This is a genomic window from Pseudopedobacter beijingensis, from assembly GCF_042678145.1.
Lineage (GTDB): Bacteria > Bacteroidota > Bacteroidia > Sphingobacteriales > Sphingobacteriaceae > Pseudopedobacter > Pseudopedobacter beijingensis.
In genome coordinates this window covers 41,888-66,914 of record NZ_JBHUDG010000003.1, presented here as the reverse complement: position 1 = coordinate 66,914, position 25,027 = coordinate 41,888, and the positions used below count along the sequence as shown (strand labels likewise).

Sequence of the window (25,027 nt, the reverse complement as noted above, 5' to 3'; positions counted from 1 at the left end):
ATACAAACAACAGTTGTTTGTATAATAATAGAAATCGAATTTATTTCTGGTGATAAAATTAAATTTTTTACTATCAAAGATTTCTGGTTTTTTACTCTCAACAAAAACTGCATTGTTAGGTTTTTGTTATTATAGTATAATACTACTATTCTTTTTAAGATATTTGCGAAGCTTAAATAAGCTAGTAGGATATGTCTTAAAAAGGGCTTTTATAAAATGGCAATGAATAAAATCTTGATTGGTAAATGGTAATTGATTTGGATTATATGTTAGTAAGTGATGAGTAAGTATTTGTGGTTTTAGTCCTGTTTAAGTTGTTTGTAATGAGGTTTTGCGGTGAATATTCGTCTGTGTAAGTTATCTTGGTTTATTTTTCCTTTATCAATGTCAATTCTTGTTTTTTGAAGTGAATATTATTAATTGTTCTTTGGTAATAGGGTTTTATGTTTTATATCGTTCTAGCTTATCATTAGCAAAATTAAAAAGTATATATAGTAGCTTATTTTTATATTTATCGACAATAATCCTGATTTTTTAGTGATAAAATGGATACCATTAATATTAAACAATTAGCAGCAAAGTTAAATCTTTCGAAGTCTACAATATCTAGAGCTTTTAGAGGTCACTCAGATATCAGTGAGAAAACAAAAAAGCGAATTCTAGACATGGCAGAGAAGTTGAACTATCAACCTAATCATCTGGCAAGTAATATGAGAGAGCAAAAAAGTAAAACTATTGCCGTTATTGTTCCGGAAATAGCCAACAACTTTTTCTCTCAGGCTATACATGCGATAGAAGGTTATGCCAAACAAAAAGGATATCATATATTGATATATGTAACCGATGATGATGCCGAAAAGGAAGCTGCTTACATTTCTCATTTAAGTAATGGAAGAGCAGACGGAATTATCATGTCTGTTTCTGGAGAGGGCAGAAAACATCAGTATTTGAAGAAAATTAATCAACAGAGACTACCTATTGTTTTTTTCGATAGAGTTTATGAAGATGTTAAGGCTCCTAAAGTAACTACTAATGATTATGAAAGTAGTTTTTTAGCTACCGAGCATTTAATAGAGCGAGGGTGCCGTAGAATAGCTTATCTGGTTGTCAATAAGAAGATGTCTATAGGTAAAACAAGAATGAATGGTTATATGGATGCCTTAAAGAAGTATCATATTCCAATGAATGATCACCTGATTGTTGATTGCTGTAATACATTGGAGTTAAATCGGCGGATTTTGTTGGAATTTTTAGCTGAGGAAAAACCTGACGGAGTTTTTGCTTCAGTTGAACGATTAGCTTTTGCTACTTATTATTCTTGTTATGAATTAGGAATATCAATTCCTAAAGATTTAAAGATAATTAGTTTTTCTAGTTTAGAAATTGCAACATTATTAAATCCTGCTTTATCAACAGTTACTCAACCCGCCTTTGATTTGGGTCATCAGGCAGTAAGTCTGCTTTTTGAATTGCTGGAAAAGAAGAAAAATATACAAGAATTGAAGAATAAGAATATTGTATTAAACTCCGAGATTTTTAAGAGAAAATCGACTGATGTTTGAGATGCTAGTTCAAAATAAAATCATGCATTTTGAGAAAAATGAGAAGAAAAAACATATTTATACATATTAAATATTTCAAAAAAACGGAACCGTTCCCGATTGTGTGAGGTTTTGTTGGTGTATTTTTTAATTTATAAATTTTATTTATGTGTCTTATTTTCAGTGATTTGTGTATTTATTAGTGTGTTTTTGTTTTGTTTTTGTTAAATATTTTTGAAAATATTTTTGAAAATATAATTAAAGCACTAAATTAGACGAGCTGATGTTAATACAGTAACAAACTAGTTATCACCAATAATAAACAAATTAAAATGAAAATTTTTTACTTAAAAATTTGTGGACTAAGTTCGTTTTTTTTATTCCTAAGTACATTCTTTGCTATGGCACAGACAGGGAGTATAATAGGAAAAGTGCTAGACGAACATGATCTACCTTTGCCTGGCGCTACTATAATTGTTGAAGGTTCAGGAAAAGCAACCCAAACGGATGCCGATGGTAATTATAAAATTAATAGTGTGGTTTTCGGGAACGTTTCCGTTACTGCTCGATTTGTAGGATATAATTCAATGACTAAAAAAGGTATGGTAAGTAATCAGCCTTTGAAACTGGACTTTGAGTTATTACCTAATAATAAAAGCTTGGAGGAAGTAGTAGTAATTGGGTATGGATCTGTTAATAGAAAAGACTTAACAGGATCTGTTTCAACAGTGTCTTCTAAAGATTTCCAAAAAGGAACCATTACTACACCCGATCAACTGATTCAGGGAAAGGTAGCGGGAGTATCTATCACTAGTAACGGTGGAAATCCAGGAGCTAGTGCTACAATTAGAATAAGAGGAGGGGCATCATTAAATGCGAGCAATGATCCGTTAATAGTTGTGGATGGTAATCCGTTAAGCGGAGACGAGATTAAAGGTGTATCTAATGTTTTATCATTAATTAACCCTAATGATATAGAGACTTTTACCATTCTAAAAGATGCAAATGCAACTGCAATTTATGGTTCTAGAGCTTCTAACGGTGTTATTTTAATAACCACTAAAAAAGGAAGTAACGGAAAGCCACAGGTGAATTTTAGTACCAACAATTCTATAGCTACAATAGCCAAAAAAGTAGATATCTTAAGTTCAGATCAGATAAGGGAATATGTTCATACTAATGGAACTATTAATCAGATAGAGCTTTTAGGAAATCACAATACAGATTGGCAAGATATTATATTCAGAGAAGCTTTTACAACAGACAATAATTTAAGTATATCTGGAAGTATAAAAACTATTCCTTATAGAATCTCCACTGGTTATATTAATCAAAATGGGGTATTATTGACTGACAATATGCAAAGAGGAGTTGCTGGTTTGAATTTGTCACCCAAACTTTTTGATCAACATTTAAAAATAGATTTAAATGTTAAAGGCTCTTTAAGCAAATCACATTTTGGAGATCATGGTGCTATGGGGGCTGCTATTTCTTTCGACCCTACACAGCCTGTATTAAGTATCGGGAACGGTTTCGGGGATTATTTTGAATGGTTATCCGGAAATGTCCCCAATCCTAATACACCAAGAAACCCATTAGGATTATTAGAGCAAAGAGAAAACATAGGTAAAACTCAAAGAAGTTTCGGAAATCTTCAGTTAGATTATAGTCTTCACTTTCTGCCAGAGTTACATGTGAACTTTAATTTTGGCTATGATGTTGCAAAAGGGAAAGGATATACAAAAATATCAGAGCATGCTGCATCTAACTATTCAACCAGAGGCTTTTATCAGGATTACGGTAATAAATTAGATAATTATTTTGTAGAAGGCTATTTGAATTATACTAAAGACATTAAAGAAATAAACAGCAATATTAACGCAGTTGTTGGGTATGGATATTATGATAATAAGTCAACTTTTTATAATTACAAATCTTTTAATGCTTTAGGAGGTATATTAAGTACGCCTAATTTTGATTTTGATGTACCTCAAAATAGGTTGTTGTCTTATTATGGACGTTTAATTTATACACTAAGTAATAAGTACATTGTTTCAGGTACATTAAGAGCTGATGGTTCATCAAAGTTTAGTGAAGACAGTCGTTGGGGGTATTTCCCGTCAGCGGCATTTACCTGGAGAATAAATCAGGAAGGATTCTTACAAGGACAATCTTCAATTTCTGACTTGAAATTGAGACTGAGCTATGGCGAAACCGGAAATAAAGATGGAATTGCAAATTATTCCTATATACCAAACTATTATTTAACAACCGGGGAAAGCCAGTATCAAATTGGGGATACATTTTACCAGACTTATACACCTATTTCTTACGATGCAGAGTTAAAATGGGAAACAACACAAACATATAACGCGGGAATAGACTATGGCTTTCTAGACAATAGGATAACAGGAAGTATTGATGCTTATATTAAAAAGACAAAAGACCTGCTTGCTGTTGTAGAAATTCCTGTTGGTACCAATTTTAACAATCAGATATTGACCAATGTGGGCAATATGGAAAACAAAGGAATTGAAGTTAATCTTAATTTCGAAGCCATAAAGAAAAACAACCTTACTTGGAATGTAGGAGTAAATGGAGCATATAACGATAATAAAGTAACTAATTTGAGTTTGGTAGGTGATAATACGGTACCACAATCGGCGAGAAATGCTACCGGAGGAACGGGTAACAGCATTCAGTACCACTCTGTAGGTTATTCTCCTTTCGCTTTTTATGTTTATAAGCAAGTTTATGATACTAACGGAAAGCCTTTAGAAGGACTGTATGAAGATTTAAATGGTGACGGTATTATTAATACCAATGATATGTATTTGTACAAGTCGCCCGTTCCTAAATGTATTTTAGGATTTAATACCTCATTAACTGTAAATAAGCTAACATTTACTACAGTGTTAAGAGCTAATATTGGAAATTATATATACGATAACATTGGATCAAACTTAGGTACAAAGAGAAATATTATTAGCCCAAGTGGAAATATAAACAACGCAGGTACAGATGTGTATAATACCAATTTCACAGTAAATCAATACAATAGCGATTATTATGTGAAAAATGCATCTTTCTTAAAGATGGACAACTTAGGGGTTTCCTATGCTTTTGGTAGCCTTATTAAAGGAATAAACAGTAACCTTTCTGTAGCAGCCAATTGTCAGAATGTATTCGTTATTTCTAAATACAAAGGAGTTGATCCCGAGAATTTCACAGGTATAGATTATACCCTGTATCCGCGTCCGAGAACATTTACTCTAGGTGTAAATTTTCAGTTCTAAAACTTAAAAAATTGAAAGATGAAAAGGTTAATAAAAATATTATCGATAGGTCTAGTGATGTTAGGTTTAACATCATGTAATAAAGATCTTCTAAATCTGAAACCAACTAATGATATTACAGCAGACGAAGTGTATAAAGATTTGGATGGTTACAAAAGAGCTTTCGTTAAAATATATGCAAGTTTTGCTTTAACGGGTGGAGGCGGAGCAGGTTCAGGGGATTTAGGTGGGATAGATGCTGGACAGTCTGATTTTCTGAGATTGTATTGGAATATTCAGCAGTTAACTTCTGACGAAACTTTGTGTGCATGGAATGACCCAGGTATACCAGATATGAACTTCGGTATGCCCGCATCGGACAATGTGATGATTAAAGGTTTATATGCCCGTAGTATTTATCAAATTACGTTAGCCAACGAGTTCTTAAGAGAGTCTACCGAAGCCAAACTAAACAGTAGAAATATACCCGCTGCAGATAGAGAGAAAATTGCCCAATTCAGAACAGAAGCAAGATTTTTAAGAGCCTACCAGTATTGGATATTGATAGATTTATTTGGCAACCCGATATTTGTGACAGAAGACAATGTAATTAGTAAAAATGCACCCAAACAAATTTTTAGAGCAGATTTATTTGCCTACATAGAAAGTGAACTTTTAGAAATTCAGAATGAATTGGCCGATCCGAAAACCAATGAATACGGAAGAGCAGATAAAGCCGTTGCTTGGACCTTATTGGCAAAGCTATATCTTAATGCAGAAGTTTATTTGGGCAAAGGAAAAGGAAAATACACCGAAGCCGTAACCTATGCAAAAAAAGTAATTGATGCGGGTTACCAATTAGCACCTATATATAAAAACTTGTTTTTAATAGATAATAATGTAACCAGTAAATCCGAGATAATTTTTACGATAAATTATGATGGAGAGAAATCCCAAAATTTCGGTGGAACTACCTTCATTATTAACTCCTTAATTAATGCCGATATGAATCCCGGAAGCTATGGTGTACCAAGTGGCGGTTGGGGAGGAAATAGAGCAGTAAGCCTATTGCCTACATTATTTAATACGGCCGACAAGCGAGCTATGTTTTACGGAGATAAAGCAGATAATGAAGAGTACAGCCTCTTTACCGATGGCTTAGCAATAACTAAATTTAAAAACATGAGTTCTACAGGCACTGCAGGTGCTTCTCATGATGGGACGTTTAGCTCACTAGATTTTCCGCTAATGAGACTAGCCGATGTTTATTTAATGTATGCAGAAGCTATATTACGTGGAGGAACCGGTGTACCACAAGGAGATGCCTTAATTTATTTCAATAAAGTAAGAGAAAGAGCATATGGCAATACTTCAGGGAACTTAACAACTGTAAGTCTAGACGATATTTTAGACGAAAGAAGCAGAGAGTTATATTTTGAAGGCTATAGAAGAACCGACCTAATCAGATTTGAGAAATTTACGGGAAGCAACTATTTGTGGCCTTGGAAAGGGGGCTTGAAAGAAGGTAAAGCTATCGAGTCTTTTAGAACTTTATTACCTATACCTTCCAGTGAAATTATTGCGAATCCAAATATTACACCTAATCCTGGTTATTAATCAGACTAAAGGATTTAAATCATGATTAAAATGAGAAAAATATTTATAAAAGTCTTAACCCTTGCCGTGGTATTGCTAGGATTAGGAGCTTGTAAAAAAGACGAACAAAAATCTATCCTCAATCCAAAAGGAGAAATAGAATTAAAGGCATCAACTGATCAGTTGGTTTTAGAGAAATCTATGGAAGAGCAAGAGGTGATCTCATTCACTTTTAACCAGCTAGATTTTGGATATAACGCAGCAGTTATTAATGTTTTGCAGTTTAGTGAAAAATCTGACAATTTTTCCAAACCTCTAGAGGTAACTTTGTCTGCCAAAGAATTGAAAAAAGCGTTTAATGGTCTAGAATTTAACCAGATTTTGCTCAAATTAAACCTACCGGAAGATGAGTTTTCTGACATAGAAGTAAGGTTGATGTCTTATGTAGGCAATAAGCTAGGGCTTACCTACAGCAATAAGGTAAGTCTTAATGTAAAACCTTACCCGCTAGTATTTCGTGTATATGTTCCGGGACATTATCAAAAAGGTGCTGATAATCCTACAGGATGGACACCAGAAACAGCAGACAGTTTAATATCTGCTACCGGGAATGGCATTTATGAGGGAGTGATTTATTTCCCGAATGCAAATACTACTGATGACGATGCTTTTGAATTTAAAATTACAACTAAGAAAGATTGGGAAAATGGTATTTATGGAGATCTTGGGAATGGAAAAACAGAGTTAGGAAAAGGGAATAATTTCAAGGTTCCGGGAGCAGGTAGCTATAAGATTACATTAAATACCAATGACGATACTTATAAAATAGAAAAATTCAGTTGGGGAGTGGTGGGAAGTGCAAATCCTACCAGTGATGGATGGAATGTTGACTCGGACATGAGATACAATAATACAACAGGCTTGTGGGAAATTAATATCACGTTTTTAACTGGAGATTTTAAGTTTAGATACAACCATGATTGGGGAATCAACTTAGGGGCTGATCCGGACGGAGAAATCGGAGATCTAAAAGATAGTGGGGCTGACATCCCAATTACTGCCGGGAATTATAACATTGTTTTAGATGTCGGAAATAAATCTTACACAATAGTTAAAAAATAACATTATTCAGAGTATTCAGAAGCAGATTGGATAACAGTTGTTTCTGAATACTTCTTAATAAAAAACTTGTAAAATGATCCGTAAGTATAGTTTAACCTCATTATTCTTTGTTTTTTTTATCAGTTTATCTTTTGCCCAAAAAATTGATCGGGTAGAACCTATATCATGGTGGACAGGAATGAAAGATACCCGTCTTCAATTAACTGTTTATGGGAATAAAATTGGTGAAAGAGGGGTAGAAATAAGTTATCCCGGAGTTTATGTAAAAAAAATACATCGGGTAGAAAACCCTAATTATCTATTTATAGATCTGGATATTTCATCAGAAGCGAAACCAGGAATAGTTCCTTTAAGGTTTGTGAAAAAAGGAGAAAAAGCTATACCGTATTCTTATACGTTAGAAGCTAAATCAGATGCTAGTAATAGAATCATGGGAGTAAATAGCAAAGATGTTATTTATCAAATTATGCCTGATAGATTTGCCAACGGAGATCCTAAAAATGATATAGTAAAAGGAATGCGAGAAGTAAAGCTAAACCGAGACTCTATGTATTATCGTCACGGAGGAGACTTGAAAGGACTTATTTCCAAATTAGATTATATCAAAGACCTTGGGTTTACAGCAATATGGCTTACCCCTGTTTTAGAAAATGACATGGGCAATGCGTCTTATCATGGTTATGCCATTACCAATCATTACAAAGTAGACCCACGTTTTGGTACTAATGAATTGTATAAGCAGTTTGTAGAAGAGTGTCATAAAAGAGGAATTAAAGTAGTTAAAGATATTATACATAACCATTTTGGAGACCAGCACTGGACAATCAGAGATCTCCCTTTCAAAGACTGGTTGCACCAATGGCCAACCTTTACACAAACTACTTATAAAGATCAAACGGCAATGGATCCTTATGCCGCAGATATCGATAAAAAACAAATGCTAAATGGTTGGTTTGTAGAGTCTATGCCAGATTTGAACCAAGAGAACGAGCTTGTGCAAAATTATATTAATCAGCATATTATATGGTGGGTAGAGTACTCCGGTTTAGACGGGTTAAGATTAGATACTTATCCGTATAATAATTTAGATTATATGCGTGAATGGGCTTTACGTATGAACCTAGAGTTTCCTAAGCTAAGTGTTTTTGGAGAAACGTTAGTAAATAGTGTAATTAGTCAGGCATTCTTTTCTAGAGGAAATAAATTAAACCAAGGTATAGAAACCGCTTTGCCCGGTGTAATTGATGTACAGGTTAAAGACGCTATTTTCGAAACTCTAAATGGTAGCTTTGGGTGGACATCAGGAGTTAATCAACTTTATACAGTTCTTTCGCAAGATTTTGTATATCAGGATCCTACTCAGAATGTTCTCTTCTTAGATAATCACGACTTGAGTAGGTCTTACTCGATTTTAGGGGAGAATCTGCAAAAATTCAAAACAGCATATTCCATTTTATTAACAACCAGAGGAATACCGCAAATATATTACGGTACAGAAATTTTAATGAAAAACTTTAGTAATCCTGATGGTTTAGTACGTTCAGATTTTCCGGGAGGATGGGCTGATGACAAAGTAGATAAATTTACTGCAAAAGGAAGAACGGCAGAGGAAAATGAGTTTTATAACCATCTGAAAAAAGTGCTTCACTACCGTAAGAATACAACCGCTTTACAGGATGGTAAATTAATGCAGTATGTACCTGTTGATGGGGTATATGTGTATTTCCGTTATGACGATTCAAAAACAGTAATGTTGGTAGTGAACTCAAATAAAGAAATGTCAGAACTGCCTTTAGATAGGTTTCAACAACGTATAAAAGGCGCTAAGCATGCCAATAATATTTTAGAAGACACCACGATTTCTTTAACAGAAAATATAAAGATACCTGCCGGAGCAGCCCTTATTTTAGAACTACTTCAAGAATGAAAGACAGAGAAGATAACTTATACAAAGCGTTCATCTTTGATTTAGATGGAGTGTTGGTAGATACAGCAAAGTACCATTTCAATGCGTGGTCAAGGTTGGCTAACTCTTTGGGTTTTGACTTTACCGAGCAACAAAATGAAGAACTGAAAGGAATAAGCAGAATAGATTCACTAAAAAAAATATTAAAGTGGGGAAATCAAGAAGTAAATGAAGAGAACGAGTTAAATCGCTTAGCGAATATTAAAAACACCTGGTATATAGAAATGATAGAAAAAATGACACCAGATGAAATATTACCCGGTGTGTATGATTTTCTTGTTTTATCACAAAAAGAGGGTATAAAAATAGCCTTAGGATCAGCAAGTAAAAACGCTGAAATTATTTTAAAAAGAACCGGGATAACACATTTTTTTGATGCAATTGTTGATGGGAATCTGGTGAAAAAATCAAAACCAGATCCAGAAGTTTTTATAAAGGCGCAGCAGCTTTTAAAAGTAAAAATACAAGAATGTGTGGTTTTTGAAGATGCGCAAGCAGGAATAGACGCCGCTAAAGCAGTATCAATGAAAGTAGTAGGAATAGGACTTCCATCCAATTTAACAGGAGCAGATATGGTAACGCCAGACCTAGAAAACTGGACGCCAGATAAATTAATAGCAAAAATATAAACGAGAGAACAGCGAGTATGAAAGATTATATTACAACCGACGAATGGAATATTATAGAAGAGGGATTTAATCCGGATTATCATAAAATATCAGAAAGCCTATTCAGTATTGGTAATGGGCGCATGGGACAAAGAGCCAATTTTGAAGAAACTTATTCGGGCAAAACCTTACAAGGAAACTATATAGCAGGAATTTATTATCCTGACAAAACCAGAGTGGGTTGGTGGAAGAATGGATATCCAGAGTACTTTGCCAAAGTTTTAAATGCCTGTAATTGGATAGCATTAGAAATTAAGGTTAATAATGAAATAGTCGATTTAAGCACTTCAGAAGTTTTATCATTTAAACGTATCCTGAATATGAAGGAAGGATATTTGGAAAGAGAAACCTTATTACGTTTGAATAACGGATGTGTTTTGGAAATAAAATCAACTCGTTTTTACAGCATTGTTGATGATGAATGCGGAGCTTTAAAATATCAGATAACAGCTAAAAACTTTGATGGAATTATCCATGTAAAAAGTATATTAGATGGAGATGTTAAAAATCAGGATGCCAATTATGGCGATAAATTTTGGACACAGGTTTATCAGGAACAAATAAAACAGCAGGCTATTTTAACCTTAAGAACAAATAAAACAGAGTTTGACGTTTGTACAGGAATAGAAACTTACCTTGTGTTAAATGGAAAAGCTTTAGAAAATACTTTCGAACAAATCCAAAAAGAGAAGTACCTAGCTTCTTCGCAAACAATTACGGTTAAAGCCGGAGACCAGTTAAGTGTATTTAAATATGCAGCTAATATTTCGTCAGAAAACCATTCCAAAGAAAACTTAGTTGAAGTATGTAAAAGAACTCTAAAAAATATTGCAGATAAAGGTTTTGCCAAGTTATTAAAAGAACAAGCAGATGCTTGGGGTTTGAAATGGAAAACCAGTGACATTTTAATAAAAGGAGACGCTAAAGCACAGCAGGCAATCAGATTTAATATTTATCATCTTTACCAAACCTACACAGGTAAAGATGTGCGGTTAAATATTGGACCTAAAGGATTTACCGGTGAAAAATATGGCGGATCTACTTATTGGGATACAGAAGCTTACTGCGTTCCGTTTTACTTGTCTACTGCAGAGCAGGAAGTAAGTCGTAACCTGTTAATATACAGGTATAGACATTTGCCAAAAGCCATAGAAAATGCAGAGAAATTAGGTTTTAAAAATGGAGCAGCTTTGTATCCAATGGTGACGATGAATGGAGAAGAATGTCACAATGAATGGGAAATTACTTTTGAAGAGATTCATCGCAATGGAGCAATAGCTTATGCCATCTTTAATTATATCCGTTATACGGGAGATAAAGACTATTTAGTTGACTATGGGCTCGAAGTTCTTATTGCTATTGCTCGTTTTTGGAGCCAGCGTGTAAATTGGAGCGAGCAGAAAAAGAGATTTGTAATATTAGGAGTTACCGGTCCAAATGAATATGAAAACAATGTTAATAATAATTGGTATACAAATCTAATTGCATCATGGTGTCTTAGTTATGCTACAGAAGCATTAGCCTATGTAGAAGAAAAAGCCCCTCATGTTTATAGTGCTTTAATAGCTAAAACCACTTTTGATAAAATAACAGAAACGGTTCGTTGGAACGAAATTGTTGAAAACATGTACTATCCTGAAGATAAAGACTTAGGTATTGTTTTGCAGCAAGATGGTTATTTAGATAAAGAGCAAATGATGGTTAGGGATTTAGATCCAAAACACTATCCTATTCATCAAAACTGGAGTTGGGATCGTATTTTGCGTTCATGTTTTATAAAGCAAGCAGATGTTTTGCAAGGAATGTACTTCTTCGAGGATAATTACGATGAAGAAACCCTAAGAAGAAACTTTGATTTTTATGAGGCCAGAACAATCCATGAGAGTTCGCTTTCACCATGTGTACATTCCATTTTAGCGGCAAAGTTAGGAGATGAGAAACGAGCCTATGAGTTTTACCTTCGTACCGCTCGTTTAGATTTAGATGATTATAATAACGATACTCAAGACGGTCTTCATATTACTTCTATGGCAGGTACATGGATGAGTGTTGTCGAGGGGTTTGCAGGAATGAGAGTAAGAGACGGCTATTTACACTTTAAACCAATGCTTCCCGAAAAATGGGAGTCATACTCTTTTAATATTTTATTTAGAGGATTTAAATTGAACGTGAAAGTAGCTCATGATTATACCATAATTCAAAACCATTCGATAGAAAATATTAAACTGTTTGTTAACGGCTCTCCTTTGTTAATTAAAGCAGAGTCCGAAAAAGAAATTTTGTCCTTAAAAAAGGAATGTATATGAGATTTGTAAAATGCTTTCTTGTATTGTTTGGTGTAGTCATTATATGGTCGTGTACTACCTCGCATAGGCATTCTGTAGCCAAAGATGAGAAAATTGTACTCTATCAGTTGATGGTTCGCCTTTTTGGTAATCAAAATCAAACAAACAAACATTATGGTTCTAAAGAAGAAAATGGTGTTGGTAAATTTAACGATATCACTTCCAAAGCACTTTCCGAACTGAAAAACTTAGGTATTTCACACGTTTGGTATACAGGAATTATAGAACATGCTACCATGACGGATTATACTAACTTTAATATAAAATCAGACGATCCGGATGTGGTAAAAGGAAGAGCAGGTTCGCCGTATGCCATAAAAGATTATTATGATGTAGCTCCCGATTTGGCAGTACAAGTAAATCAAAGGATGGAAGAGTTTGAAGCACTTATTCAGAGGACTCATCAAGCTGGTTTAAAAGCAATAATTGACTTTGTCCCTAATCATGTGGCGCGTACCTATCAATCTGATAAAAAACCCGCTCATGTTCGTGATTTTGGAGAAGATGATGACAAAAAGAAAAATTTTACAGCAAAAAACGATTTTTATTACTTGCCAGGAACTTCTTTTGCAGTGCCACAACAAAAACGTATAGATGGCTTTGAAGGAGACAAAAGAGACGGTTTTTTTGAGGAAAAACCGGCAAAAGCAACAGGGAATAATGTTTTTACAGAAAAACCTTCGGATGACGACTGGTATGAAACCATTAAATTAAACTATGGGGTAGATTACCAAAAAAACGGGGAAACGCATTTTGATCCAATTCCTCCGGTTTGGGAAAAAATGCATGATATTTTGGTGTATTGGGTAGGGAAAGGAGTAAATGGTTTTCGTTGTGATATGGCCGAAATGGTGCCTGTAGAATTTTGGAACTGGGTAATTCCAAAGGTAAAAGAAGTAAACCCCGAAATCATTTTTATTGCAGAAGCATATAATCCGGATGTTTATGAAAACTACTTAACCATAGGATGTTTTGACTATTTGTACGACAAGGTTGGTTTGTATGACGCATTAAAGCCATTAATAAAAAATGAAGAAGAAGCAAGTGTAGAAAATATCCGTCTTTCGTTAACTAAAACAAAAGCATATCAGAGCCGCTTCTTAAGTTTTTTAGAAAATCATGATGAAGAGCGTATCGCTTCACAAGGATTTGCCGGAGATCCTACATTAGCATTGCCCGGTATGGTGGTTTCTGCCACTATTTCAGGAGGTCCGGTGATGATTTATTTTGGACAAGAAGTAGGAGAGCCGGGTAAAGGAAATGAAGGATATGGAGGCGAAGACGGAAGAAGTACTATTTTTGATTATTGGGGAGTGCCAGAGCATCAAAAGTGGATGAATGCAGGGCGTTTTGATGGCAAGGCTTTGTCTGCTCAACAGCAAGATTTAAGAGCTTTTTATAGCCGGTTGTTGAATTTGGTTAAGGCAGAGCCGGCAATTGTTAAAGGAACTTTTACCGAATTAACGGTTATCTCCAATTCACAAGAAAAAACATATGCTTACCTCCGTTCTTTTGGAAAAGAACATGTTTTGGTTCTTGCTAATTTTAATAGAGGAAACCCTATTGATGTCAAAATAAAACTACCCGATTATTTACTTAGAAATGAAAATAAGAAACTTAATATCGAGAATATTCTTGAAGGTGGTTTTTTTGAGATAAATTCAGTTCAGGAAGGTGTTTCCATAAAAGTTCAGCCATCATCAGCTCAGTTATTAAAGTTTGAATTATGAAAATAGTAAAACCAAATCTCTCTTTCTGGCAAATATTTAATATGAGTTTTGGCTTTTTGGGGATTCAATTTGGATTGGCTCTTCAGAACAGTAATGCATCACGCATATTGCAGACCTTTGGTGCCGATGTAGGACATCTTTCTTTGTTTTGGTTAGCAGCTCCGTTAACAGGTATGATTGTGCAACCCATTATAGGTTATTATAGCGATCAAACTTGGACCAAATTAGGAAGAAGAAGACCTTTCTTTTTAGTTGGCGCAATTTTGACTGCAATGACTCTAATATTGATGCCAAACTCGGCAGTACTTACCTCTGTTTTATCGCCAATGCTTATTGGTGCAGGTTTATTGATGATTATGGATGCGTCTATAAATGTAGCAATGGAACCTTTCAGGGCTTTGGTTGCCGATAAATTGCCAACAGAACAAAGAAGTGCGGGTTTTTCTATGCAAACTTTTCTCATCGGTATTGGTGCTGTAATAGGATCGTTGTTGCCCTATGTTTTTGCAGAATACTTAGGGATTTCAAAAACAGCACCAGAAGGGCATATACCAGATAATGTAGTCTATTCTTTTTATACTGGTGCTGCGGTATTAATATTTACCATTTTGTGGACTGTGTTTTTTACTAAGGAATACTCGCCACAAGAAATGGCTAAATTCGAACAAGAAGAGTATACCGAACATAAAAAAGAAGGAATACTTTCTATTTTTAAAGACTTTGCTAATATGCCAGCTACTATGAAACAGTTAGGGCTGGTACAGTTTTTTTCTTGGTTTGCATTGTTTTCAATGTGGGTTTTTACAACTCCGGCAATTTCACAGCATATATACAACGTTAAAGTAGGTGATACATCATCAGTAAATTTTGCAGATGCAGGAAACTGGGTAGGTATTTTATTTGGAATATACAACGGAGTATCTGCTTTATACGCTATTGTGCTGCCTTTTATTGCTAAAAAAACAAGTAAAAAAATAGCTCATGCGGTTTCTTTACTTGCAGGAGGCGCAGGGTTAATATCTATCTATTTTATTCAAGATCCTATGCATTTAATATTCTCTATGATAGGCGTAGGCTTAGCTTGGGGGAGCATATTATCTATGCCTTATGCAATGTTGTCCGATTTTTTGCCGGCAAGGAAAATGGGGGTTTATATGGGGATTTTTAATTTTTTCATTACACTTCCACAAATAATAAACGGCTTTTTTGGAGGATTGGTAGTTAAAGAAATATACAACGGAGAGGCTATATATGCTATTGTTATTGCTGGAATAGCTATGATTTTAGGAGCCATTTCTGTGCTTTATATAAAAGATGTAAAGGTTGATTAATAGTTTTTAAATTAAAAAATATAAAAAATGAAAAATAGATTTTTATATGCGCTTTTAATACCATTGTTTTTAGGTATTTCTTGCACAAAAAAGGAACTAACAAGAGAGTATTTTGAAGATAAAAACTCGAAGTCAGGTTCTCCGGTAGAACAGAAAGCCTTATTAACCTATGAGCCACATTTTCCGTCAGGGAGTGAGGAGTTAACCTTTGTTGTAGATTTAGAACAAGGTAATGGAGCTTTAAGAGGAGCTAGTGAGGTGTTTGTGCACATTGGAGTAATTACCAATAAAAGTACAAATGATACAGATTGGAAGTATGTGAAAAATGGATGGGAAGTAGCAGTAGAGAACACAAGATTAACTCCAAAAGAAGACTCTAAATTTGAGTTTAAACTAAATCCAAGAGAATTTTTGCAGGTTCCTGCAGGAGAAGTTATTCTGAAATTAGCCATGGTATTTAAAAATGCAAGCGGTGATATCGTGGGTAGAAATGCGGATGGTTCAGACATTTATCTTCCGTTCTTTGAGTCCAATAAGTTGAATGTGAGGTTTTTAAATCCAGAAATGGAGCCTTTGAGCGAGCCTAGACCTATTATAAAAATCAGTGATGTAGGACAGGAACTACTTATTGATGGAGTAAGCTCTAAAAAAGCAACACTTTCATTAAAGATAAACGGAGACTTAATAACATCAGTAAGCAATTCCGAAACCTTACAAGCGAAATATAAGGTAGAGCAGGCAGGTAACTATGAAGTTATATTGGAGGCAAATGATGGTTCTGAAACCAGTTCGGCTGTGTTTTATTTCGTAATTAATAGCGACGTGGTTGTAGAAGCTCTGCCTATCGAAGCCAAAGAAGGGGTTGTTTTATTAAACGGAGGAACATCGGCATTAATTACCTTATATGCTCCCAAAAAGCAAAATGTTTATTTGATAGGAGACTTTAATGACTGGCGCCCAAGTAGCGAGTATTTTATGAAAAAAACTCCCGATGGAAACTTTTGGTGGATACGGTTAGATAATCTGGAATTAAATAAAGAATATGGGTATCAGTTTAAGATAGACGGAAATATAGCAGTAGCAGATCCGTATACCGAAAAAATATTAGATCCGTATAACGATCAATATATTTCAACCGCAACATATCCAAACTTAAAAAGTTATCCGTCAGGTAAAACCACAGGAACAGTGAGTGTCTTTAATACAAAAGCAGATGATTTTTCATGGACAAGCGGTACGTTTACAAGACCTCAAAAAAATGACTTGGTTATTTATGAGCTATTGGTTCGCGATTTTCATGAAAAAAGGAATTATGAAGCGTTGATTGAAAAGATAGGTTACTTCAAAGATTTAGGTATCAACGCTATTGAATTAATGCCTGTTAATGAGTTTGAAGGTAATTCCAGTTGGGGATATAATCCGTCCTTCTATTTTGCAGCAGATAAATATTATGGAACAAAAAAAGCGTTAAAAGAGTTTATTGATGTTTGTCATAAAAATGGAATTGCTGTGGTTATAGATATGGTGTTAAACCATTCATTTGGAGAATCTCCGATGGTGAAAATGTATTTTGACGCCATTAACAGCAAACCTAATGCACAAAATATATGGTTTAATCAAGACGCTACACATCCATATAATGTAGGTTATGATTTCAACCACGAAAGTTCGGATACCAGAAGATTCGTGAAAAATGTAGTGAAGTTTTGGATAGAAGAATATAAAATAGATGGTTTTAGGTTTGATTTATCCAAAGGGTTTACGCAAAAAAACACAGGATCTAATGTTGGTGAATGGTCCAAATATGATGCCAGCAGAATAGCCATCTGGAAAGACTATAACAACTATATAAAATCAATTGCAGGAAATGATTTCTATGTTATACTAGAACATTTTGCAGAAGATAGTGAAGAAAAAGAACTAGCAGCTGAAGGTATGATGTTATGGAATAACTTGAATCATAATTTTAGTCAGGCCTCAATGGGGCATATAAATGAATCGAGTTTTGACAGAGCTTTTCACACTTCGCATGGTTTTGCATCTTCTGAGAATTTGGTAACTTATATGGAAAGTCATGACGAGGAACGGATGATGTACAGAAACCTGCAATACGGAAAAACATCGGGATCTTATAATGTCAAAAACTTAGCAACAGCACTAAAAAGACAAGAAATGGCAATGGCATTTCTAATGGCTGTACCAGGGCCAAAAATGTTGTGGCAGTTTGGAGAGTTAGGCTATGATATTGAAATTGATAGAAATGGAAGAACCGGAGAAAAGCCTATTCTCTGGAATTACTTTGGAGATACCAATAGAAAAGCTTTGTACAATAATTTTTCGAAGTTTATTAAGATGAAAACAAGTAATGAGGTTATTAGCAGAACAAATTATATAACTCAGCATACCGGAGGAGCTATTAAACAAATTATACTTACATCTGCGACTAATAAAATGGTCGTATATGGAAACTTTGATGTTACTCAACAGTCAGCAACCATTGATTTCCCTGAACAAGGAGAATGGATTAATTACCTGACCAAGCAGAGGGTAAATGCTACCTATAATTATCCGGTAACCCTGCAGCCAGGTGAATATTATATCCTGTCAAAAAAGGAAATGAATTAAAATAAATGACTTAAAGTGGCTGGTGTTTTTACAGTCACTTTAGGTCTCTTTTTGAATTTATAGAGGTTGAGCTATTTTGAGCTTTAATAAGAAAGGAGGGGAAGTGAAATATAAATGTTAATCAGATTATAAAACAACCAGGTTGTTTATAATTATTGTTTAAACAAGCTTTTAGTAACTAAAATTATTTATTAAAAATACCATTATGAACAAAAAAATACTTTTTATAGCATTGTTAATGCCCTTTGCACTGTCTTTTCAGGTAAAAGCGGCAGATTATGGTCATTTAGGAATTGTTGGAGATGCGACCTTTTACGGATGGCCTGATGCAAAAGGAATCGCTATGGTGAAATCTCCATCCAATACTAAAATTTTTACTTATATAGGTCCCTTAAAGCAAGGGAGCTTTAAATTTCATACAGAAGATGATATTGATTGGAATATTGGTGACTGGATTGTACCAACAACTGCAAGTCAAGCTATTAGCAATACCGGTCACATTATTACACAAAACTGGTTTCCTGAAGCTGACAATACATGGAGAATAACAGCAACAGAAGATGAAGGAATCTACAAGATTATAATAAATGTAGAAACCATGGCTATCAGTTTTGAAAAACTTAATTATTACCCAAATTTATATTTGGTTGGTAGCGCAACTCCGGGGGGATGGCCTGTTGAAAATGCAACCAGTATGACTGTTGATCCAGGTAATGCTGCAATATTTACTTGGACAGGGAATTTAGTTAAAGACGGTGCTGGTGATGGAGAATTTAAAATTGCAACTAATCTTACGTTTAATCAGAAGTATGAATGGATACATCCCATGACAGATGAACAAGACTTAGGACTTACTGAGGCACAATTTCTTCTTAACGGCGGGGTCGATCCCAAATGGCATATTAATGCAGCTACCGAAGGTTTGTACACCATAACGGTAAATTTATCAGGAGCAACGCCAACAGTTGCAATTATAAGAAACGGTGCTTTGCCTTTAAATTTTATTTCTTTTTCAGCACAACAGGAAAAAGCTTCGAGACAGGTAACTCTAAATTGGGAAACCGTAAATGAAGTAAATACCCAATCCTTTGAGGTAGAAAAAAATACAGATGGAGCATCATTTGAAACCATAGCTAGTGTGCCTGCAAAAAACAGAGCAGGGGTAAATTCCTATAGTTTTATAGATAAAGAAGCTGTAGTTGGTGTAGCCTATTATAGGTTAAAGCAGTTAGACGAAGACGGAAAATACACCTATAGTAAAACAATATCCGTTGATAACAAAAAACAGTTGAAATTAAGTGTGTATCCAAACCCTGCTACAGATTATTTACGATTAAACTATACAGTTTCGTTAGCATCAGAAGCTGAGCTAAATATTGTAAACATTAAAGGAGAAAAAGTTGTTTCCGAAAAAATAGCAGCTGGGGTTAGTTTGTCAGATAAACAAATAGATGTTTTGTCTATCCCGGTAGGTTATTACATAATTACAGTAAAAGACGGAGAAAAAGAGTTATATGCACCTTTCATAAAAAAATAACAGATTGCATGGGGTAAAACCAAATAATGATATGTTGTTTTTGAAATTTGGACTCGAAGCTCCCGGGAAGAATTAAACGGGGGCTTTTTATTTGACCTGATAGTTTGGTTTAAGAACTAAACTATATTGGTTAATTAACCAATAGTAGTTCAAAATAAAATCAGTGGTTTTCTTTATCTGCAGTATCCATAACAATGGTTACAGGGCCGTCATTTGTTAACGAAATTTTCATGTCGGCACCAAATATTCCTGTTTCTATTTTTGTTTCCGTTAAAGCAGAAAGCGCTGTAATCATTTTTTCATACAGAGGAATAGCCTTGTCGGGTTTGGCAGCTTTAATAAAACTTGGGCGATTTCCCTTTTTTGTTTGGGCGAATAATGTGAACTGAGAGATTAGGAGTATTCTTCCCTTTATATCTGCAATAGATTTGTTCATCAGTCCATTCTCATCTCCAAAAATACGCATATTAGCAATTTTTGTGGCCAGCCATTTTACATCCTCTTCCGTATCTTCTTCAGAAATTCCTAACAATACCAGAAAACCGTTTTCAATTGCCCCGGTAATTTCTCCCTCAACTTTACAAGATGCCTCTGAAACACGTTGTATAACTGCTCTCATATTTATTTTCGTTATTGTTGTCTGAGTTATTTCGTCGGACTTCCGGTTTTTCTTAATTCCTGGTTTCGTTTCCGTTGTAAATACTCAAATAACTATCATATCTGGAAGGTTCTATTTCGCCTTCATCTAAAGCTTTTAAAACAGCACAACCAGGTTCGTTAATGTGTACGCAATTGTTGAATTTGCAATCATGCATACGTTCTCTAAACTCGGGAAAATAATGTGCCAGTTGTTTTTTGTCTATATCGAAAATACCAAGTTCTCTGATGCCCGGTGTGTCAATCAGCTTTCCTCCAAAAGGCAAATTGTACATCTCGGCAAAAGTTGTAGTATGTTTTCCGCTGTCGCTCCAGTCAGAAATTTCTCCGGTTTTAATGGCTATATCCGGAATTATCCGGTTAATTAAGCTCGATTTTCCAACACCGGAATGACCAGAGAATAGAGTCGTTTTATCTTTCAGGAGGTTTTCAATAATCTCAATATTGAAACCATCATTTGCTGATACCGCATAGCAAGCGTAGCCAATGTTTTCGTAAATAGACATGAAATCTTCCAGAATATCCAGGCCTTCATCACTGAATAAATCTAATTTGTTAAAAATAAGAATTGCCGGGATGTGGTAAGCTTCTGCAGTAACCAAAAAACGATCGATAAAACCCAAAGAAGTCCTTGGAGAAGCCAAAGTAACCACCAGAAATGCCTGATCCATATTGGCAGCAATGATATGTGCCTGTTTAGATAGGTTGATTGATTTACGAATGATGTAATTTTTACGAGGTTCAATTTTACTGATAACACCTGTTTCCTGATCGGGTTCTAGTTCAAACGTCACAATATCGCCCACAGCCACAGGATTGGTGCTTACAATTCCTTTGATTCTTAGCTTTCCTTTAATTCTACATTCGTAATGTTCGCCGTTCTCAGCAGCTACGCTATACCAGCTTCCGGTTGATTTTGTGACTAATCCCTGCATTGTGGGTAAAGATACTGAAAAAGTGAAATGAGGTATTTAAAACTTTATGCTATAATTATATATTCTTAAAAAAGATCTGGATGCTTACTTATTCTAATCAGAGAATAAGTTTTATGGTTTCGTTTCCATATCGGCAACCAATCTGGTTGGATGTGACATTCCCATATATCTTTAAAAGAAATGGGGTTTGTATTTGGGAGGAAGTTTCTCTTCTTTTCTAAGATGCTTTAGAGTGTCTTCAGGTAAATTAGTTGTGCTATTGTTGTAATAGTAGTGCAAGATTTTCTTACCATTCTTTATACCCGATTTTTTTTCTTTCCTGTGGAGACCGCTCTTTCCTTTCTGTTAACTCATCCAAGTATTGAAATACTAATTCTATGTTTTTGTCCTGATTATCCTGTCTTTTGTTTTGTAAAGAAATGATGTTTTTGATCTGTTCAATTTCCAGCTTGAGTTCTATATTGTTGTTTAACATTTCTCGCATTTTAACAAAAACGTCTATGATTTTAATACTCATATTAATAGCCTGCTCACTTCTTAATACATTAGAAAGCATGAGCAGACCATGTTCTGTAAAGGCAAATGGAAGGTACTTTGAATAACTGCCATGTTTTAAGGTCGCAAAATGCGACCTTAAAACATTATTATACTCTTCTCTTGTAAGCTCCATCATAAAATGAGAAGGGAAGCGATTAATGTTTCTGCGCACTTGTTCTTTTAATCGTTTAGTTTCTACTCCGTAAAGTTCTGCTAGATCTGTATCTAGCATTACCTTTTGTCCTCTTATATAATATATTTTATTAAGGATAATGTCTTCTGTGATAATGACTTCTTGCTTGTTTGTTGTAGATTTAGCCATATGCGATGTTGTGATTCGGTTAGATGAAGGTTTAAGTTAAAAAAAAAGAATTAAAAGCAAGAGCTGTCTGTTGTATAATAATTTGATGATGAATGATTATAGTCAATCAGATAAGTTTGTTTGTTTCCTGAAAAACGATAAAATTCAAAAATGTTTGCTTTTAGCAAAATGAAATCTTAGATTTGGCGCATAAAATAGAAGAGTTACTTAACTAAGCAATGAAAAGATTTATTACAGGCACAAACATTACCACAACCATTACGCTTAATGCATAGAGGAAGGTAGTCTTTGGCTTGAAATAAACAAAATATATGAAGCGCCTTCCATAAAATCGGAGGCGCTTTTTTTATGATTTGGTCTGGTAGCATCATTAAAGCGTATAACAACAGATGAAAGTTTTAAAATTCGGAGGTACATCAATAGGATCGGTAGAAGCTTTACAGGCATTAACCGGTGTGGTAAAATCTAACCTGGAGCAGGGAGAACGTATTATTGTGGTAGTTTCTGCAATGGGAGGGCTCACGAACCTTTTGATTAAAACAGCCGAAGATGCCGTAAAAGGAATTGATTTTTCTAATGCCATGTCAGCAATAGAAGCCAGGCATTTTGAAGTTGTTAAGGCATTAATTCCCATTCAACAACAAAACAAAGTGTTTACCACCCTAAAAATCTACTTTCAGGAATTGGAAGATTTAATGCAGGGCGTAACAGCTTTAAAGGAATTAAGTCCGAAAACTAAAGATGCAATATTAAGCTATGGCGAAAAATGTTCTGCTTTTATGTTGAGCAGAATATTACGTCCGGTTTATGAAAAAACAGAGTTTCTGGATGCAACGCAGGTGGTGAAAACTGATAGCTCTTTCGGAAATGCGCATGTAGACTTCGATCAGACTAATTTGTTGATTCAGAACTATTTTAATCATCATAACGATGAATTGACTATTGTTACCGGTTTTATTGCCAGCGACAACCAAAATAGAACAACCACTTTAGGTAGAGGGGGTAGCGATTATACTGCGGCAATTATTGGTGCAGCATTAAATGCCAGTCAGATAGAAATATGGACTGATGTTAACGGGATGATGACCGCTGATCCAAGAAGAGTAAACAAAGCTTTCTCATTGGACGAGCTTTCTTATACCGAAGCTATGGAGCTTTCTTTCTTCGGAGCTAAGGTAATTTATCCGCCAACAATGGTTCCGGCTTTAATGAAAAGGATTCCACTGGTTATAAAAAATACATTTAACCCTGAGTTTGAAGGAACTTTTATCCGTCACGAGAATAAATCATCAGATACAGTAATCAGGGGGATTTCTTCTGTAGATTATGTAAGTATTTTGAATGTTCAGGGGAGTGGAATGGTAGGTAAAGCCGGCTTTAGTGGAAGGTTATTCTCTTTACTGTCCCGTGAACAGGTAAACGTAATTTTAATTACTCAATCTTCATCAGAGCATTCTATTACTTTTGCTGTAGCCCCGGAAGACGCCATCTTTGCTAAATCTTTAATAGAGCAGGAGTTTGAACTGGAATTGGCGGCAGGTAAATTAGAACCTATACGGATTGAGAACGATTTGTCTATTTTGGCAATCGTTGGAGAAAATATGAAACAAACTCCGGGTATTTCCGGAAAATTGTTTTCTTCTTTAGGAAGAAATGGAGTCAATGTGGTTGCAATTGCACAAGGTTCTTCAGAATACAATATCTCTGTGATTATCAATCACGACCATCTTTCTAAAGCACTAAACGCTGTTCATGATGCATTTTTTGCCGAACTGCAAAAAACATTACATGTGTTTGTGGTAGGGGTTGGTAATATAGGAAAGGAATTGCTTACTCAGATCAAGAACCATCATGCTTCTCTGGTTCAGGATAACTTAATCAATATCAAAATCATCGGTTTAAGTAATTCCAGAAAGATGTTTGTAAATCCTGACGGAATAGATTTAGAAAATTGGGAAAACATTCTGAACGAAAAAGGAGAGCAGGCCAGTTTAGGTGGTTTTGTAGATCAGATGAAATCTTTAGATCTGCCTAATTGTGTGTTTGTAGATAATACTGCAACTCCTGCGCCGTCACAGTATTATAAAGAAATATTCGAATCCAACATTTCTGTAGTAACTTGTAATAAAATAGCCAATTCAGGAGAGTACAAACAATTCGAACTGTTAAAGAAAACAGCACAAAAACATGGTGTTGATTTCTTCTACGAAACTAACGTAGGCGCAGGACTCCCGATTATTAAAACTTTAAATGATCTCATCATCAGTGGCGATAAAATCCTGAAAATAGAAGCTATACTTTCAGGAACTATTTCATTCATCTTCAATAATTTTAAAGGAGATGTTACTTTCTACGATATTGTAAAACAAGCACAGGAAAAAGGTTATACAGAACCAGATCCTCGTGATGATTTAGGCGGAATTGATTTTATGCGTAAGATGCTGATTTTGGCAAGAAATAGTGGTTTGGCTTTAGAATCATCGGATGTTGAATTGGGAGCTATTTTACCAGAAAATTGTGCAAAAGCACCAAGTGTAGATGCTTTCTACGAGGAGCTGAAAGTGTCTAATGATTATTTTGAGAAATTGAAAAATGATGCAGCTGCCGAAGGTAAAGTTCTAAGATATATCGGTAAACTGGAAGACGGTAAAGTGAGCATCAATCTGCAGGCGGTAGGACCAGAGCATCCGTTCTATTCATTATCTGGCAGCGATAACATTATTGCATTCACTACAGAGCGGTATTGCGAAACACAAATGGTAGTTAAAGGCCCGGGAGCAGGAGCTGCGGTTACTGCTGCAGGCGTATTTGCTGATTTGGTAAAAGTTGGAGCGGAATAG

General features: G+C 34.9%; 16 protein-coding genes. 12 read left to right on the top strand and 4 right to left on the bottom strand.

The genetic code is table 11. The features are described 5' to 3' along the window. Window positions 1-545: 545 nt before the first annotated feature. The 11 genes from ACFSAH_RS02360 (at window position 546) to ACFSAH_RS02310 (ending at window position 19,736) form a co-directional block, all read left to right on the top strand. Window positions 546-1,562 (top strand): LacI family DNA-binding transcriptional regulator, encoded by a 1,017-nt coding sequence (locus tag ACFSAH_RS02360; protein ID WP_379661085.1) that lies wholly within the window; start codon window positions 546-548, stop codon window positions 1,560-1,562. Between the two features lie 311 nt (window positions 1,563-1,873). Next, window positions 1,874-4,837, top strand: a complete 2,964-nt coding sequence (locus ACFSAH_RS02355) for a SusC/RagA family TonB-linked outer membrane protein (RefSeq protein WP_379661084.1) — start codon at window positions 1,874-1,876, stop codon at window positions 4,835-4,837. Between the two features lie 18 nt (window positions 4,838-4,855). Next, window positions 4,856-6,433: a RagB/SusD family nutrient uptake outer membrane protein gene (locus ACFSAH_RS02350; protein ID WP_379661083.1), complete on the top strand. Its 1,578-nt coding sequence runs from the start codon at window positions 4,856-4,858 to the stop codon at window positions 6,431-6,433. 30 nt (window positions 6,434-6,463) lie between these two features. Next, a complete protein-coding gene (locus ACFSAH_RS02345; protein WP_379661082.1) occupies window positions 6,464-7,534 on the top strand; it encodes a SusE domain-containing protein in 1,071 nt (356 codons plus the stop codon). A gap of 73 nt (window positions 7,535-7,607) precedes the next feature. Next, a complete protein-coding gene (locus tag ACFSAH_RS02340) occupies window positions 7,608-9,461 on the top strand; it encodes a glycoside hydrolase family 13 protein (RefSeq protein ID WP_379661081.1) in 1,854 nt (617 codons plus the stop codon). Beyond that, complete coding sequence (gene pgmB / locus ACFSAH_RS02335; RefSeq protein ID WP_379661080.1) at window positions 9,458-10,129, top strand: beta-phosphoglucomutase; 672 nt, start codon at window positions 9,458-9,460, stop codon at window positions 10,127-10,129. The genes ACFSAH_RS02340 and pgmB overlap by 4 nt, the downstream gene beginning before the upstream one ends. Window positions 10,130-10,146: 17 nt before the next feature. Next, window positions 10,147-12,474 (top strand): family 65 glycosyl hydrolase domain-containing protein, encoded by a 2,328-nt coding sequence (locus ACFSAH_RS02330; protein ID WP_379661079.1) that lies wholly within the window; start codon window positions 10,147-10,149, stop codon window positions 12,472-12,474. After that, window positions 12,471-14,243: an alpha-amylase family glycosyl hydrolase gene (locus tag ACFSAH_RS02325; protein WP_379661078.1), complete on the top strand. Its 1,773-nt coding sequence runs from the start codon at window positions 12,471-12,473 to the stop codon at window positions 14,241-14,243. The genes ACFSAH_RS02330 and ACFSAH_RS02325 overlap by 4 nt, the downstream gene beginning before the upstream one ends. Beyond that, window positions 14,240-15,574, top strand: coding sequence for an MFS transporter (locus tag ACFSAH_RS02320; protein ID WP_379661077.1), 1,335 nt, complete (start codon window positions 14,240-14,242; stop codon window positions 15,572-15,574). The genes ACFSAH_RS02325 and ACFSAH_RS02320 overlap by 4 nt, the downstream gene beginning before the upstream one ends. 27 nt (window positions 15,575-15,601) lie before the next feature. Beyond that, window positions 15,602-18,199, top strand: coding sequence for an alpha-amylase family glycosyl hydrolase (locus tag ACFSAH_RS02315; RefSeq protein WP_379661076.1), 2,598 nt, complete (start codon window positions 15,602-15,604; stop codon window positions 18,197-18,199). A gap of 205 nt (window positions 18,200-18,404) precedes the next feature. Beyond that, on the top strand, window positions 18,405-19,736 hold the full coding sequence (locus ACFSAH_RS02310) for a T9SS type A sorting domain-containing protein (RefSeq protein WP_379661075.1): 1,332 nt from the start codon (window positions 18,405-18,407) through the stop codon (window positions 19,734-19,736). Between the two features lie 160 nt (window positions 19,737-19,896). Here ACFSAH_RS02310 and dtd read toward each other — a convergent pair whose 3' ends face one another. The 4 genes from dtd to ACFSAH_RS02290 form a co-directional block, all read right to left on the bottom strand. Beyond that, on the bottom strand, window positions 19,897-20,355 hold the full coding sequence (gene dtd / locus ACFSAH_RS02305) for a D-aminoacyl-tRNA deacylase (RefSeq protein WP_379661074.1): 459 nt from the start codon (window positions 20,353-20,355) through the stop codon (window positions 19,897-19,899). 52 nt (window positions 20,356-20,407) lie between these two features. Continuing rightward, entirely contained in the window at window positions 20,408-21,328 is a 921-nt protein-coding gene (gene rsgA, locus ACFSAH_RS02300; RefSeq protein ID WP_379661073.1) for a ribosome small subunit-dependent GTPase A, read from the bottom strand. A 65-nt stretch (window positions 21,329-21,393) separates the two neighbouring features. Next, entirely contained in the window at window positions 21,394-21,495 is a 102-nt protein-coding gene (locus ACFSAH_RS02295; protein ID WP_379661599.1) for a type II toxin-antitoxin system YafQ family toxin, read from the bottom strand. Window positions 21,496-21,614: 119 nt separating this feature from the next. After that, window positions 21,615-22,187 carry an ORF6N domain-containing protein gene (locus tag ACFSAH_RS02290; RefSeq protein WP_379661072.1) on the bottom strand — a complete coding sequence of 191 codons (573 nt, stop codon included), beginning with the start codon at window positions 22,185-22,187 and terminating at the stop codon, window positions 21,615-21,617. Window positions 22,188-22,576: 389 nt separating this feature from the next. Between ACFSAH_RS02290 and thrA the strand changes: the two genes are divergently transcribed. Beyond that, window positions 22,577-25,027: a bifunctional aspartate kinase/homoserine dehydrogenase I gene (gene thrA, locus ACFSAH_RS02285; RefSeq protein WP_379661071.1), complete on the top strand. Its 2,451-nt coding sequence runs from the start codon at window positions 22,577-22,579 to the stop codon at window positions 25,025-25,027.